A 15,431-nucleotide genomic window follows, 5' to 3' on the forward strand; every position below is an offset into this window, starting at 1 on the left:
CCAGGACTAATCCCGGGCCAAAGCCAAGCACCGGCCAAGCCCATCCAACGTGCGCCAAAGCGCCCCGCGCTGAGCTTTGATGGCCGCTTGCCCAGCCAGCCCGCGCTGCCTGGCACACTCAGGGTTGGTGATGTGTTCTACCAGAACGCTTGCCAGCGCATCTGGCGTGTCAACCATCGTCAGTGCCTTGGCCGCCAAGAGCGGCTCGGCAACATCGCTGAAGTTTTCCAGTGACGGACCACACAGCACGGGCTTACCTAGTGCGGCGGGCTCCAACACGTTGTGCCCGCCCAGTGGCACCAGACTTCCCCCCACATAGGCGACGCTGCCCGCAGCGTACAGCTTCGCCAACTCGCCCAGCGTATCCCCCAGGTAGACCTGGGTGGCGGGCGTGACGGGCTGTTGCTGGCTTCGACGACTGACCTTGAACCCTTCACGCTCACACTGGGCCGCCACTTCATCAAAGCGCTGTGGATGCCTGGGCACCAGCACTAACAGCGCCGCGGGGAAGCGCGTGAGCAATTGACGATGGGCAGCCAGCAGCAGCGCTTCTTCCCCGTCTCGGGTAGAGCCAGCGACCCACACGGGACGCTGACCCCACGCATTAAGTAAGTACTCACTCTCTTCCAATAGCCTTTCAGGAAAGGCTTGTTCGAACTTCAGCGACCCCACCACGGTGGTCGATTCAGCCGCACAGCCCAGCGCGAGAAAACGCTCGACGTCCTCTGGCGACTTGGCAGCCAGCCACGTCACGTTGGCCAAGGCCCCCTGCATCAGCGGGCGCAAACGCTGGTAGCGGCCAAACGCGCGGGGCGATAGTCGGCCGTTCACTACGGCAACGGGCACCGCCTGCCGATGGCAGGCGTGAAGCAGGTTCGGCCACAGCTCGGTTTCAAACAGGATGGCAAGGTCCGGCTGTACGCGAGCCACAAAACGCCTGGCCGCGCCGGGAAAATCCAACGGCAAAAAACGGTGGGCAAGGCGCGTCTGGTCGGCAGTCTCCTGTTCTGCTATCAACGCCTGTGCCTGTCTGGCGCCGGTAGCCGTCATGGTGGTCAGCAGCAGGCTGTGGCGAGGAAAGCGCGCCAGCAGTCCTTCGATCAGCGGGCGTGCGGCGCGCACTTCCCCCACGGAAGCACAGTGCAGCCAAAGTCGCGGCGCGGGCGGGAGTGGTGCAAGGCGCAGTCCCAGCCGCTGGAGTCGTGAGTACGTGGGGACTTGCTCACGCCAGATGCGCCAGCCAATCAAGGGCGCCAGCCCATACAGCACAGCCGAATAGGCCAGCCGTGGCCAGCGGGGGGCAGTCATCAACTTTCGCGATCCAGAATCGAGCTGATCATTGCCGTGGTGGAAACACCATCCTCGAAGCCCAGCACCTTGACTTCGCCCCCGTTGGCAATCACGGCGCTGCCGCCAGCAATGTCTTCGGGGCGGTAGTCGCCGCCTTTGACCAGAATATCCGGCAGTACTTGCTCGATCAGGGCGGCAGGCGTGTCGTCACTGAACGGCACCACCCAATCCACCGCGCCGAGCCCCGCCAGCACCTGCATCCGTCGGTTCAACGGGTTGATGGGGCGCTTCGGCCCTTTCAACCGGCCAATGGACGCATCATCGTTCACCGCCACGACCAGCCGGTCACCCAGGCGCTTGGCCTGTTCCAGGTAGGCCACATGGCCTGCGTGGAGAATATCGAAGCAGCCATTGGTCATCACCACCCGCTCACCGCGCAGCTGCGCAGCGCGAACGGCATCGACCAGAGGCGCTGGCTCGATCACGCCGAACTCGGCCAGCTTGTCGCCATGCAGCGCGGTGTAAAGCTCGGCAATGGAGAGCGTTGCGGTACCCGGCTTGGCCACCACCAGGCCCGCGCCCAGATTGGCCAGCATCATGGCTTCCGGCAGCGCATGTTTAGCGGCCAGGGCCAGGCCCATCAGGCCAATCACGGTATCGCCGGCCCCCGTGACATCGAACACTTCCTGGGCACGGGTGGGCAGGTGCAGCGGTGCATGGCCTTCACGGATCAGCGTCATGCCCTTCTCGCTGCGGGTAATCAGCAGCGCTTCCAGTGCCAGCTCGGCACGCAGCGCTTCGCCACGCTCGGCCAGGATAGCGTCGGTGGCGCAGGGGCCCGCCACGGCCTCGAACTCGGCCAGATTAGGAGTGATCAGGCTGGCTCCCCGGTACCTGGTGAAATCCTGACCCTTGGGGTCGATCAGTACCCGCTTGCCGTGCTGGCGAGCCATCTCGATCAGCCGCTCGACCTGATTCAACGTGCCCTTGCCGTAATCCGACAGGATCACCACGTCGCATTCGGGCAGCGCCTGTTCCACTTGTGCCAGCAGGGCGCTGGTGTCCACGCTATCGAGGCGCTGCTCGAAATCCAGGCGCAGCAGCTGCTGGTTACGGCTCATTACACGCAGCTTGGTAATCGTTGGGACATCAGGGCTGCGCTGGAAGTAAGTGCTTACATTGGCTGCCGCCAGGCGCTTGGTGAGCAGCTCGGCATTGTCATCCTCTCCCACCAGGCCCGCCAGCGCGGCGTGCCCACCCAATGACGCCACGTTGAGCGCCACATTGGCCGCGCCGCCGGGGCGGTCATCAGCATCTTCCACGCGTACCACGGGCACCGGGGCTTCCGGTGAGATACGCGAGGTGCCGCCATGCCAGTAGCGGTCGAGCATGACATCCCCGACCACCAGTACGCGGGCATGTTCCAGGGCGGTTAGATCAACTTTCATCCGAGAGTCCTGTTGTGGTGTGCGCTGCGCTATGCGCCAGCAGCGCGTCTAACTTGGCAATGACGTCGTCCGCCTTGATCAGGTCCATGGCATCGGCATGCCGCACCCGCTGCCCCCAGCTCACTTCGTCCACCGATTTATGCAGATAGGTGCGTACCGCATCGGGATACGCATTGACGGCAAAATCGCGCCACAGATAGGGCGCAGCCCGCTGGGGGTTGGTGGTGGCATAGAGGCCAAGCGTCGGCGTACCCATGGCATTGCCCATATGCGCAGGACCCGTATCCGGGGCAATCACCGCGCGAGCGTTATCGATCAGCGCCAGCACGCCCTTCAGCGAGGTGCCGCCGATGGCATTGATGACGCTCCCCGGCTGGCAGAGCGCCTCGATATGGTCGCCCATTTCACGCTCCAGGGGGCTGCCGCCCCCCGTGAGCACGCTCTTGAGACCATGCTGTACCCAGGCGTGTTCAATCACGCTGGCATACCCTTCCACGGACCAGTTGCGAAAATTGCGCAAGCGCGCATTGCTACAGGGATTGATCACCAAATAAGGCGTGTCGCCACTGATTGCCCGGGCTTCCTCGTAGGCAACGGCAGGCACCGCGAGATTCCACTCCAGACGCTCGTCTTCGACGCCCAGCAGACGCGCAAAATCCATGAACGACTCCAGCACATGGGCGTTCTCGTGGGGGGCTAGCTGGTGCTGGGTGAACCAGTGCTGGGCGTCCTTGGCACGGGCCTTGTCATACCCTACCCGGACGCTGGCTTTGAGACCGAGCGAGAGCACACTGGCACGAATGGCCTGCTGCATATGCAGCAGCACGTCGAAGCGGGTATCAGCCAGCTCACGCCAGAGGGCCCGCATGCCGGCAAGCCCGGTCGCTTTGTCGTACACGATGAACTCGACCCCGGAAAGCCCGGCCAGTAAACTGTGCTCCCCCTTGCCGATAATCCAGGTAATGCGCGCATGCGGCCACTGGCGCTGCAACGCTCGCACCGTGGGCACGAGATTGCACACGTCTCCCAACGCGGAGAGGCGCAAAATGGCAATATGGTTTGGTTGAGCAGGCAGAGAGGGCTTCATGCGCTTAGCGGCACTCCAGCAGAAAAATGGGCTGATTTTACATGATGCAGACAGTTTAAGTGACGCCTGCGCATCACACCAACTGTCCTCCCCGACTCTCCCACTGAGCACGGCGCTGTTCGAGGCAGATTACTGGCAATCGCGAGGCCTGGTAGTCGGCGAAGCACCCGGCCGTGGCAGCAGCCTGTTCCTGCAAGCACGCGACCATGAGCAGTGGGTGCTGCGCCCTTACCAGCGCGGCGGGCTCATCGCCAAGGTCAACAAGCAGCGCTATGTCTGGCTGGGGGCAGAGCGCACACGAGCGTTTCGTGAAGTGCGCTTGACCGCCGCGCTGTATGAGCAAGGGCTTCCCGTGCCTCGCCCAGTGGCCTGCTGCGTCACTCGGTTCGGGTTGACCTATGAGGCGGCCCTGCTGACCGTACGCATCCCGGGCGCCCGAGCGCTCGCCTCCTTACTGAGCGCCGAAGAGGCAGACGAGGCGCTGTTGATGCGCGTAGGCGCCATGATCAAGCGGTTTCACCAGGCAGGGTTCGATCATGTGGATCTCAACGCCCGCAATATTCTGGTGGATGAGGCAGGCAAGCCCTGGCTCATCGATCTCGACCGCTGCCGACTGCGCCCGCCGGGCAAATGGCAAGCGGGCAACCTGCAGCGGCTGGAGCGGTCTGTGGCGAAGTTTGCCAGTGCACGCCCGCACACTCACATCGTGGCGGGCTATCACTCGGACAGTTGATATTCGCGCAGCAGTTTTTTCGCGTGCACGTCGAGCGCCATATGCGCGACCACCCATCGACGCGCCTCTTCACCCAGCACCCGTCTGGTCTCCGGCGCATCGATCAGTTCTTTCAGGGCAACGGACCACTCTTCAGCCGATAGCGGGTCGGCCAGGCGACCTCTTTGCTGGTCTATCAATTCAGGGATAGCACCACTATTGGCCCCCACGACAGCACATTGGGCAGCCATGGCCTCGATGACGGTCAGCCCAAAGGCTTCATTACGCGAAGGGATACACGCAATATCGATGGCCTGGAGCAGCGCGGGTAAGTCCTGGCGAAATCCGAGAAAGTGGACGCGCTCTTGCAAACCAAGCGCTGCGACCTTTTGCTTGATCGCCGCTACAAATGATTCGTCAGCCCCTTCATCGGCAGTGACACCGCCAATGATCAAGCCATACCACAACGCTTGGCGATCCAACGATGCCAATGCCTCCAGCCACACCTCATGCCCTTTGCCGGGCGTCAGACGTCCTGGCAGTGCAATCAAACATCCCTCCTCAGGAAGGCCGAGCGCTGATTTGGCGTGCACCGCCCCTTGGTAGGCATCCACGTTCACGCCCAGCCCAAGGCAGTGAAGGCGCGCCTCCGAGACGGGCAATGCCTGCTTGTTGCGTCGATAGGTCGCCTGACTGATCGAAAAGACTTTTGTTACCCGCGAATAGGCCAAACGGTGATACACACCTTTCTTGGGGCGCGTCACTCCCATATGCTCGGTAAAAAACAGCTTCAAGCGAGGACGAAAGAGGCTGAGCAGTGCCGCAACACGCAGGTCACTCGACTTATGGCAGTGCACGATATCGATACGATGCCGGTCTATATAACCCAGCAACGCAGGTAGCGAAAGGAGTGCTCGAGCGGTACTCGGCACCGTGAACACGCTTGCTCCTGCGCCCTCCATACTGCTGGCGACACGCGACCCGGCGATGGCAAGGCCATGGTTCACCACCCCCAGGCGCTGCAATTCAGGCATAATGCGCGACGGGTACATCTCCAGTCCGCCCCACCCTTTCGACATACAGACCTGCATAATATGGTGAACCACTGATACCTCTCTGCCATGACGTTGACACGGTTGACCATTATCACCCCAGGAGCCTTCATGAATCATCCCCAGACTGCGCAACCTCGCATTTTAGTGGTCCGCAACGACAAGATTGGAGATTTCATGCTGGCTTGGCCCGCCCTGGCCTGCTTGAAACAGGCATCTCCTACACCCCACGTCACCGTGCTGGTTCCTGCCTATACCGCCCCCTTGGCCAACGCGTGCCCATGGGTGGACGAGGTCATTATCGACCCCGGTAGCCAGGCCGATAAAGCGGCGCAGCAAGCGCTATTGTTTCACGTGAAACAATCGAAATTCGATGCCCTGCTAACGCTGTTCTCGACGCCACGCATTGGTTGGCTTGGCATGAGAGCAGGCATTGCACTGCGTGTTGCCCCCGCGACCAAGTGGGCGCAGGTGTTCTATAACGTGCGGGTACGCCAACGCCGCTCGCAGTCAGCAAAGCCGGAGTACCAGTACAACGTCGATCTGGCCTGTGAGCTGCTGGCACGCCTTTCGCTGAAACTCTCTACCCTGCCTTCACCACCCTTCTGGCCGCTGGATGACGCACTGCGCCATGCACAGCGCCAAGCGTTGATAAACGATACGTCAGAGCGCGTGGTGGTCGTTCATCCTGGCAGCGGCGGCTCGGCGGTGAATCTATCGGTGGCACAGTACGCCGAGTTGATTACTCACGTTCACCAACAGTGCCAGCACTTGCCACTACGCTGGCTGATCAGCGCTGGCCCTAGTGAGCAGCCTCAGGCACAAGAGTTGAGGGAGCAGCTAGCCAAACAGGGTGTTGAAGCAGACCACTTCCCCGACACCGCAGGTGTCGATGACTTTGCCCTGCAGCTTGGCGGAGCGGATATGCTGATTGCTGGCTCGACCGGCCCGCTGCATATCGCAGGCTGCCTGGACATCGCCACGGCAGGCTTTTATCCCGCCAAGCGCTCAGCCACGCCGCTGCGCTGGCAAACTTGCAACCGGGCGGAAAAGCGCCTGGCGTTTAGCCCGCCTTCAGGCGCTGACACACAGGACATGACTGCCATCGATCTCGACGCGGCAGCCCACCAGATCTCAGCGCTGCTTCTCGGCGGTTTGGGTACGCACCCATAGATCGGCGTACTTGGCGAACGTGGAATGCGCAGAGAGCAGAGCCAGCAGCAGCCCCTGCTTGCCATCCTTGAACCCGGCTTTGAGCACGTACATCTTGAGAAAGCAGGCCAGACCATGGCGAATGCCTTGCCATAGCGTGGCCGTTTTGCCCTGCGCAGCCCGCTGCTCTGCCCAGGCCTGGGCATAGTGGGCGGATTTCTCCAGATAGTGGCGCAGATCACGGTAGGTGTAGTGCAGCAGGTCGCCGGATAGTGGCTTTTCGGCAAGGCCTGCGTCGACGATCAGCTTCTCGTGCACCAGCGCTGCATTATAGCCCGCCTGGCCTTTCGGGTAGAGACGCAGCACCCGGTCTGGGTACCAGCCCGAGTGGCGAATGAAACGGCCAAAACACCAGGAGAGCCGACTGACGCTATATGCAGCGGGAGGCTGCTGAATGGCCTCTTGAATGCTGTCACGCAATTCAGGGGACACGCGCTCATCGGCGTCGACCATCAAAATCCAGTCACTGCTTACCAGGGCTTCTGCTCGCTGGCGCTGAATGCCAAACCCCTGCCAGTCGGCATTCACATGGACCTTGTCCGTGAACGCGCGGGCAATCTCGCAGGTAGCATCCTGGCTGCCCGCATCCAGCACGACGATTTCATCGGCCCAAGTGAGCGTTTCGAGGCATTCACGCAAATGGTGGGCTTCGTTTTTGACGATCAACACAGCAGCAAGAGTCACAGTTCACCTATCCCAGCGAATTTATACCAACGAATCTATAGCAACGAATTTATAACAACGAGATGAGCGATCCATTCGCTCATGCTTCATGGCCAGTTTCATTGCATGCTACCACGACCATGAACGTCGAGATTTGGTAAGCTAACAGGCTCATTCAGCAAGCGACGAAAAGGGACATGGCATGCTCGCTTCCAAGTCACCCCCCCTGACTCCCTGGCTACCGCTGGTCGTGATTGGCGCGAGCCTGGGCTATGCCGTTACTGTCTTGACGCGCTTGCCCTGGTGGACGCTTTTCATCACCGCCACCGTGTGGATGCTGGTAGGCCTCAAGCTGCGCTGGGGTGCTCCCTTGAATGCCCGCTACCGCCCCGTCTGGCCATGGTCGCTGCTACCGCTGAGCCTGTTTGGCATTTACGTCTACCTGGTCGACAGCTTTGGCAGTGTGGACCTGGGCGCGGTATTTTTCCATCTGCAAGCGGGCATGGCCGACCATGGCGGTGGAGGCAAAATGGTCATGGCAGTGGTATATACGCTGGTCGTGCTCGCCATGCTGATCTCCGTCCTATATATCGCCCGTCACGACCAGCGCTGGCGTCTGACCGAACGCTTTTTTGCCATTGCCTTGTTAGCCGGAAACCCGCTGCTATACGGGCTGGGGCAACGCAGTGCCGCCATCGTCACCGACGATGGGGCCTGGCTGGATCGACGCTACGTTCAGCCGCCGCTGGAAGACCAGCCCGGTGCTCCTAACTTGCTGCTCCTCTACCTGGAAAGCATCGAGCGTACCTATCGTCACGACATATTCGGCAATGCCTATGATGACCTTGACGCACTGGGGGCGCGTGGCGTCGTTTTCGAAGGCGTGCAGCAAATGGACAACACCGGCTGGACCATGGCCGGGATGATCGCCAGCCAGTGCGGCGTGCCCCTGATGCCCGCTGGCCTGTTGCATGACAGCCAGTTCGAACCCCTTTCTCAGGTCGTGCCTGGCGTAGACTGCCTGGGCGATATTCTTGCGGGTCAAGGTTACCGGCTCAGCTATCTGGGTGGCGCCAGTACGCAGTTTGCGGGTAAAGGTCTCTTTTACAGAGGGCATCAGTTCGACACGGTCAAGGGCAAGGAGGATTTCATCACGGACATGGACGACCCCGAGTATCTCAATAGCTGGGGCCTCTATGACGATACCCTCTACGACTTCACCGTCGACGAAATACGTCGCTTGAACCGTGAAGACGATGGCCCCTGGGCAGTGGTCAACCTGAGCATCGCGGGCCATGCACCCAACGGCTTTCCCGCCCAGCGCTGCCGGGACCGCCAAGGGGCCTTCGATGGCCAGGACATTCTTTACTCCGTGGAGTGTTCGGCCTGGCTGGCCCGCGATCTGATCGAACGCCTGGAAGCAGAAAACCTGCTGGAGAATACGCTGGTGGTGGTGCTCAGCGACCACCTGACCATGCGCGTGTCGGTATGGGACCAACTGACGGCGCTGGATCGAGATAACACCTTTATCATGCTAGGCGACAGGGTGGTGCCCCAGCGTATACGCCGCGAAGCTACCATGCTGGACGTGTTTCCCACCATACTGGACGCCATGGGATTGCCGCTACACGAGGGCCGTGCAGGCCTTGGCACCTCCCTGCTGGGCCGCCGCGCGACCCTGGCGGAAACCCACGGGCTGAGTACGCTCAATGCTCGCCTGCGCGAAGAAACGGCCCTCCAGCACCGGCTATGGGAAGGACTCGCTCCTCAGCGCAGAGAGACCGAGGAGAGTTCCTCGGCGCAGGTCATGGAGACCCCGGCCGATCAAGCCGAAGAAGTCGAGATCCTTCACTGACAGCTGCCTTGGCAGCCCCCTCACGGCAGGCCGACGCAGATCGACTGATAGACGCGCTCGACGGACAAGTCATTGAGACAGTTGGTATGACCCAACGGGCAAACCCGTTCGAAGCATGGCGAGCAGGAGAGCCCCAGGTAGTGAATGGACGCCTGTTCGGTGAGGGGCGGCGTATAGGCAGGAGACGACGATCCATACAGCGCCTGAATACGTACCCCAACCGCTGCCGCTACGTGCATCAGGCCAGAATCATTGGTCACTACCTGGCAGCAATCGGCCAGCAGATCGACGGCGTCGGCCAGCTGGGTTTTCCCGCACAGATTGTGCGCATGCGACAACCCCTTCACGATCGCCTGCCCTGCCTCATGGTCCTTTGCTCCGCCCAGCACGCGCACCTCGAAACCGTCCTGGGTGAGCTTCGCCGCCAACTGGTGAAAGTAGGCCAGCGGCCACTGCTTGGCCGGCCCATACTCAGCGCCTGGCATCATGCCGATTGCTGGGCGGGAAGAGAGCGCGAGGCTCAACCGCAGATTCACCAGGTTGTCACGGTCAATGGTGAGCCTGGGCTTGGGAATGGCAAACTGGCCAGTTTGCGCCTCTGAAACGGGTAGTCCCAGCGAGACAAAGCGCTTGACGGTCTGATCCAGCACCTGTTTATCCAGCTTGCGGCGCTCTTTCAGCAGCCCGTAGCGATGCTCCCCCAGGAACCCTACCCGCTCAGGGATCCGTGCCATGAAAGGCACCAGCGCCGCCTTCCAAGAGCGCGGCAGCACAATGGCGCGGTCAAAGCGGCCCCGCAACCGAGCGGCCAGCTCCCGCCGACTCGCCAGGCCAAATTCACCATGGCCGACCTCCAGTGGCAACACCTCATCGACTTCGGGCATGCGCTCGAGAATCGGCTGCGACCAGGCCGGGGCCACCACGCCCAGCGTGGCCCCCGGGGTGCGCGCCTTCAAGGTCATGAACAGGCTTTGCGCCATGACCATATCGCCGACCCAGGAGGGGCCGACCACCAGAAGCCGCTTGGCAGAGTTAGCCATTCAGCCACTCCAGATAAGCCTTGACCCCCTGAGCCACCGTCTTGAACTCGACATCACATCCCGCTGCTCGCAGGTGGCCGATGTCCGCACGGGTATAGCTCTGGTAGCGCCCCTTCAGCTCCTGGGGGAACGGGATATAGTCGATTTCGCCCTGACCATAGAAATCGATCACCGCTTCACCAATCGCCTTGAAAGGTTCGGCACGGCCCGTACCCAGGTTGAAGATGCCCGACGCGCTGGGGTTGTCCAGGAACCAAAGGTTCACGTCGACCACATCGCCGACGTAGACAAAGTCGCGACTCTGCATGCCCGCCTCATAGCCGCCGTAGGCACCGAACAGTTTCAGCGTTTCGCCGTTACGGATCTGGAGATGGTTGTGGTATGCCACGCTCGCCATCTTGCCCTTGTGTTGCTCTCGAGGGCCGTAGACGTTGAAGTAGCGGAAACCTACTACCTGGGTAGTCAGCTCGTTCCAGCGCGAACGCACGTGCTGATCGAACAGCAGCTTGGAGTAGCCATAGACGTTGAGCGGTTTCTCGTGCTCAGGGGCTTCCTTGAACACGTCGCTGCCGCCGTAGGTGGCCGCTGACGAAGCGTACAGAAACGGAATGCCCAGCTTCTCGCAGTAGTTGAGCAGCACCTTGGAGTACTCGAAGTTGTTCTCCATCATGTAGTGGCCGTCCCACTCCGTGGTATCCGAGCAGGCACCCTCATGGAAAATCGCATCGATGGTCGGCAGGTCCACCGTTTCACCGCGCAGCGCGGCTTTCACCCGGGCAATGAAATCATCCTTGTCCAGGTAGTCGGCGAGCGTGCAGTCCGCCAGGTTGACGAATTTGGTGCCATCGCGCAGGTCGTCGACCACCATCACATCGTCACGGCCACGAGCATTTAGCGCTTTGACAATATTGGCGCCGATAAACCCGGCGCCGCCTGTTACCACGATCATCTCGTTCTCCTTATCAAAAGCGGCTGTTTTGCTAACGTGCCTATAACCCATCTGCCTGTAATTGTATACTTGACGGCTTATGAATTCATGGCCAACGGTGCTTTCCGCGATGAGTGTCTCGACAAACCAATCGACACCCGATGTGTCGACCTTTCAAGGCTTGATCCTTGCTCTGCAACAGTACTGGGCAGAACAGGGCTGTGTGATTCTCCAGCCCCTCGATATGGAAGTCGGCGCGGGCACCTTCCACCCCGCCACCTTCCTGCGGGCGATTGGCCCCGAAACCTGGAACGCTGCCTATGTGCAGCCTTCCCGCCGCCCCACCGACGGCCGCTACGGCGAAAATCCCAATCGCCTGCAGCACTACTACCAGTTTCAGGTGGTGATGAAGCCCTCCCCCAGCAATCTTCAGGACCTGTACCTGGGGTCATTGAAGCGCCTGGGCCTCGACCCTCTGGTTCACGACGTTCGCTTCGTGGAAGACAACTGGGAATCCCCCACGCTCGGGGCCTGGGGCCTGGGCTGGGAAGTATGGCTCAACGGCATGGAAGTCACCCAGTTCACCTACTTCCAGCAGGCGGGCGGCATCGAATGCTACCCCGTTACCGGCGAGCTGACCTACGGCCTCGAGCGTATCGCCATGTACCTGCAAAACGTCGATAGCGTTTACGATCTGGTCTGGGCCATTGCGCCGGACGGCAGCAAGGTCAGCTACGGCGATGTTTACCTGCAAAACGAGCGGGAGCAGTCCGCCTACAACTTCGAGCACGCCGACGTCGACCAGCTCTTTGCTGCCTTCGACCATCAGGAGAAAGAGTGCAGCAAACTGCTGGCCGCCAGTCTGCCGCTACCCGCCTACGAGCAAGTGCTCAAGGCGTCGCACACCTTCAACCTGTTGGATGCGCGCCATGCCATTTCGGTCACCGAACGTCAACGCTTCATCCTGCGCGTGCGCACCATGGCCCGTGACGTGGCGACCGCCTACTTCGAATCACGCAAAGCAGCAGGGTTCCCCATGGCGCCCGAAGCCCTGCGCCGCGAACTGCTAGCCGACCAGGGAGACGCATAATGGCCGCTGATACGCTTTTACTGGAACTGGGTGCCGAGGAGCTGCCGCCTACCGCCCTGGACGCGCTCTCTGATGCGTTTGCTGCGGGTATTGAAAAAGGTCTGCAGGAAGCAGAAGTTCCGTTTCAGTCCGTCACTGCCTATGCAACACCGCGTCGCCTGGCCGTCCAGGTATCGGGGTTGGCCGACAAGCAGCCGGATCGTGAAGTGGAGCGCCGCGGTCCCGCGCTGGCTGCCGCGTTCAAGGATGGCGTGCCCACCAAGGCCGCCGAAGGCTTTGCGCGGTCCTGTGGCGTCAGCGTGGATGAGCTGATTCACCTGGAAACCGATAAAGGCACCTGGCTGGGCTTCCAGGAGCAGCAGCAAGGTGAGCGTGTCCAGGCGCTACTGCCAGAGATGATTCGCAAGACGCTTCAATCGCTGCCGGTGCCCAAGAACATGCGCTGGGGCGCGTCTCGAGTGGAGTTCTCCCGCCCAGTACACTGGCTGGTCGCCCTGTATGGCAAGGAAGTGATTGCCGCAGAAGCACTAGGCCTGCAGGCCAGCCGCACCACCTACGGTCATCGCTTCCACGCCCCGGATGCGATCCAGCTCGAACACGCCGACGATTATCTGGCAGCACTGGAAAACGCCTACGTGCTGGCCGACCGTCAGCAGCGCCGCGAGCGTATTCGTGAACAGGTGCTGGCCGAGGCAGAAGTTCAGGAAGCCAACGCGGTCATCGATGAAGACCTGCTGGTCGAGGTCAGCGGTTTGGTCGAGTGGCCCGTGGCATTGACCGGCAGCTTCGATGAGCGCTTTTTGGACGTGCCCGCCGAGTGCCTGATCTCCTCCATGAAGGCCAACCAGAAATACTTCCACCTGCTGGATGACCACGGCAAGCTCAAGCCGCTGTTCATCACCATTTCCAACATCGAAAGCCAGGACCCTGATCAGGTCATTGCCGGCAATGAGAAGGTCATCCGTCCTCGCCTCGCGGATGCTGCGTTCTTCTACGATACCGACCGCAAAAAAACGCTGGCATCGCGCATTCCTCAGCTGGAAAGCGTCGTGTTTCAGCAGCAGCTCGGCACGCTGGCAGACAAGGCACGCCGCAGCACGGCCATTGCTACCTTCATCGCCGAGCGCATCCAGGGGGATGTCGCCCACGCTCAGCGTGCCGTGGCACTGGCCAAATGCGACCTGGTCACTGAGATGGTACTCGAGTTCCCCGAGCTGCAAGGCATCATGGGCCGCTACTACGCCGAGCAGGATGGCGAGCCTGCCGAAGTAGCCCAGGCACTGGAAGAGCAGTACCTGCCGCGCTTTGCCAGCGACGCCATCCCCGCCAGCCTGACTGGCCAGGCACTGGCCCTGGCAGACCGCCTGGATACGCTGGTGGGCATCTTCGGCATCGGCCAGCGCCCCACGGGCGCCAAGGACCCCTTTGCCCTGCGCCGCGCGTCCATTGGTGTGCTGAATATCCTGGTAAAAGGCGAGCTGAACCTCGACTTGCGTGAACTGCTGCAGGTCGCCGTCGACCAGCACCAGCAACTGCCCAAAGCCGAAGGACTGGTAGAGGAAGTGCTGACCTACATGCTCGACCGCTTCCGCGCCTGGGGGCAGGACGAAGGCATTACCGCCGATATGTACCTGGCCGTGCGTGCGCGTCCCGTCAGCAAGCCGCTGGACTTTGCGCGTCGGTTACGTGCCGTCAAAGCCTTTGCCCAGCGTGAGGAAGCCACCGCTCTGGCGGCTGCCAACAAGCGTGTCTCCAATATCCTGAGCAAGCAGGCGCACGATGGCAGCACGCAAGTCGATACCACACTGCTTCAGGAGAGCCCCGAGCAGACACTGGCGAAGGCCGTCATCCACTGTCAGCAGCAGGTAGCTCCGCTATTTGCCGCCGGTGAGTACCAACAGGCCCTGGACACCCTGGCAACGCTGCGTGAGCCGGTCGATACGTTCTTCGATCAGGTCATGGTCATGGCCGATGACGAGGCCGTGCGTCGCAACCGCCTTGCTCTGCTCGCCAGCCTGCAGGCGCTTTTCCTGGAAGTCGCGGATATTTCTCAGCTACCCCAGTAAGCCTCTACTCGTAAGCGCATGCAACCCGGCCCTGGTGGCCGGGTTTTTTGTTGAATGTATTCAACGAAGCTTTTGTTTCACGTGAAACATCAAGATAAAATTAATGAAACATTTCAATTGCCGCTGCGTCTGATATACCGGGCGGCCACGCACTTACGCCGTCAAGGGAGTTGGCCATGTACGATATGTTTCTTTTCGATACTCTGCCTCAGCAGCAGTCCAATATGGCATCCTATGAGCTGGCAGGGCGAAAGGTCTGGCTGAAAAAAGCGGCTAAACGGAACTCACGGCTGGCTTACCTGCCGCTGACCTTGATGGCGCGCTGGCTGAACATCGAAGCACTCAAACCAGTGCCCAACCTGGGCGGCCAAGAGAGCGTGGCGCTGGAAGCCAGTCGTATTAAAGCGCTGTCTGCCGCAGGCATCGCCGTACCGACCATTCTGGCAGAAACCCCCGACGCCCTTTTGCTGGCCGATGCAGGCAGTGAGGATGAGCCTGCAGCCACGCTGCTGGATAAATTGACCCAGGCGCAAACACCGGAAGAAATCGACCAACTGTTAAACCTCGGTATTTCAGCGCTCAATGATGTGCATGAGCGCAGCTGCTACCTTAGCGAGGCTTTTGCACGCAACATTCTGGTCAACAAGGATGGGGTCGTGTTCATCGATTTCGAAACGGACCCAGGCCAGGTACACGAACTCACCGACTGCATGGTGCGCGATTGGCACTGTTTCATCTTTTCTCTCTATGGCAAGCTGAGCAAACGACCACTTCATCGTGAACGCCTGACCGCAGCCCTGATGGACGGCCTGCAGGCCACCCGGGACGATGTACGCGAACGCTTTCTGGCAACCTTGCCGCGCCTGCAGCATCTCCAGAAAATCCCTTTCCAGCGCTTTGGCAGCGATGGCAAGAAAATTGCCCATACCCTGCATGCCCTCGCGCTACTGAATCAGCACCTACGCAGTAAATAGGACTTTCATGCCTT

Annotated in this window: 13 protein-coding genes; 6 read left to right on the plus strand and 7 right to left on the minus strand. The window is 60.9% G+C overall.

Features of this window, described 5'->3' with window-relative positions:
- Positions 1–6: 6 nt before the first annotated feature.
- Genes waaA through IE061_RS16085 form a run of 3 tightly spaced genes read right to left on the minus strand, consistent with a single transcriptional unit; the run spans position 7 to position 3,825 of the window.
- The gene (gene waaA / locus IE061_RS16075; protein WP_193462043.1) at positions 7–1,308 is read right to left on the minus strand and encodes a lipid IV(A) 3-deoxy-D-manno-octulosonic acid transferase; all 1,302 of its coding nucleotides are present in this window, start codon (positions 1,306–1,308) and stop codon (positions 7–9) included.
- A complete protein-coding gene (gene hldE / locus IE061_RS16080) occupies positions 1,308–2,738 on the minus strand; it encodes a bifunctional D-glycero-beta-D-manno-heptose-7-phosphate kinase/D-glycero-beta-D-manno-heptose 1-phosphate adenylyltransferase HldE (protein WP_193462044.1) in 1,431 nt (476 codons plus the stop codon). Before hldE ends, waaA begins: the two co-directional genes overlap by 1 nt.
- Positions 2,728–3,825 carry a glycosyltransferase family 9 protein gene (locus IE061_RS16085; protein WP_193462045.1) on the minus strand — a complete coding sequence of 366 codons (1,098 nt, stop codon included), beginning with the start codon at positions 3,823–3,825 and terminating at the stop codon, positions 2,728–2,730. Before IE061_RS16085 ends, hldE begins: the two co-directional genes overlap by 11 nt.
- On the opposite strand from IE061_RS16085, the gene IE061_RS16090 reads away from it, so the two are divergent.
- Positions 3,824–4,558 (plus strand): 3-deoxy-D-manno-octulosonic acid kinase, encoded by a 735-nt coding sequence (locus IE061_RS16090; RefSeq protein WP_193462046.1) that lies wholly within the window; start codon positions 3,824–3,826, stop codon positions 4,556–4,558. The two genes, IE061_RS16085 and IE061_RS16090, sit on opposite strands and share 2 nt — an antisense overlap.
- On the opposite strand, the gene IE061_RS16095 is transcribed toward IE061_RS16090, so the two are convergent.
- The gene (locus IE061_RS16095) at positions 4,543–5,709 is read right to left on the minus strand and encodes a glycosyltransferase family 4 protein (RefSeq protein WP_193462047.1); all 1,167 of its coding nucleotides are present in this window, start codon (positions 5,707–5,709) and stop codon (positions 4,543–4,545) included. The two genes, IE061_RS16090 and IE061_RS16095, sit on opposite strands and share 16 nt — an antisense overlap.
- Here IE061_RS16095 and IE061_RS16100 point away from each other — a divergent pair.
- The gene (locus tag IE061_RS16100; protein ID WP_193462048.1) at positions 5,701–6,762 is read left to right on the plus strand and encodes a glycosyltransferase family 9 protein; all 1,062 of its coding nucleotides are present in this window, start codon (positions 5,701–5,703) and stop codon (positions 6,760–6,762) included. The genes IE061_RS16095 and IE061_RS16100 overlap by 9 nt on opposite strands.
- Here the strand turns inward: IE061_RS16100 and IE061_RS16105 are convergent.
- A complete protein-coding gene (locus IE061_RS16105) occupies positions 6,724–7,485 on the minus strand; it encodes a glycosyltransferase family 2 protein (RefSeq protein WP_193462049.1) in 762 nt (253 codons plus the stop codon). The genes IE061_RS16100 and IE061_RS16105 overlap by 39 nt on opposite strands.
- 181 nt (positions 7,486–7,666) lie before the next feature.
- Here IE061_RS16105 and IE061_RS16110 point away from each other — a divergent pair, with 181 nt between their 5' ends.
- Positions 7,667–9,319: a sulfatase-like hydrolase/transferase gene (locus tag IE061_RS16110; protein ID WP_081138448.1), complete on the plus strand. Its 1,653-nt coding sequence runs from the start codon at positions 7,667–7,669 to the stop codon at positions 9,317–9,319.
- A 20-nt stretch (positions 9,320–9,339) separates the two neighbouring features.
- Here IE061_RS16110 and waaF read toward each other — a convergent pair whose 3' ends face one another.
- Positions 9,340–10,359 carry a lipopolysaccharide heptosyltransferase II gene (gene waaF / locus IE061_RS16115; protein WP_193462050.1) on the minus strand — a complete coding sequence of 340 codons (1,020 nt, stop codon included), beginning with the start codon at positions 10,357–10,359 and terminating at the stop codon, positions 9,340–9,342.
- Positions 10,352–11,308 (minus strand): ADP-glyceromanno-heptose 6-epimerase, encoded by a 957-nt coding sequence (gene rfaD, locus IE061_RS16120; protein ID WP_016915616.1) that lies wholly within the window; start codon positions 11,306–11,308, stop codon positions 10,352–10,354. The genes waaF and rfaD overlap by 8 nt, the downstream gene beginning before the upstream one ends.
- Before the next feature lie 109 nt (positions 11,309–11,417).
- On the opposite strand from rfaD, the gene glyQ reads away from it, so the two are divergent.
- From glyQ to IE061_RS16135, 3 genes are all read left to right on the plus strand, one after another.
- The gene (gene glyQ, locus IE061_RS16125; RefSeq protein ID WP_026001915.1) at positions 11,418–12,377 is read left to right on the plus strand and encodes a glycine--tRNA ligase subunit alpha; all 960 of its coding nucleotides are present in this window, start codon (positions 11,418–11,420) and stop codon (positions 12,375–12,377) included.
- Positions 12,377–14,443, plus strand: coding sequence for a glycine--tRNA ligase subunit beta (gene glyS, locus IE061_RS16130; RefSeq protein ID WP_193462051.1), 2,067 nt, complete (start codon positions 12,377–12,379; stop codon positions 14,441–14,443). Before glyQ ends, glyS begins: the two co-directional genes overlap by 1 nt.
- A 176-nt stretch (positions 14,444–14,619) precedes the next feature.
- On the plus strand, positions 14,620–15,417 hold the full coding sequence (locus IE061_RS16135) for a BUD32 family EKC/KEOPS complex subunit (protein ID WP_100731109.1): 798 nt from the start codon (positions 14,620–14,622) through the stop codon (positions 15,415–15,417).
- Positions 15,418–15,431 lie beyond the last annotated feature (14 nt).

Origin of the sequence: Vreelandella hamiltonii (genome assembly GCF_014651795.1) — a bacterium.
In the GTDB taxonomy this organism is placed as follows: Bacteria; Pseudomonadota; Gammaproteobacteria; order Pseudomonadales; family Halomonadaceae; genus Vreelandella; species Vreelandella hamiltonii.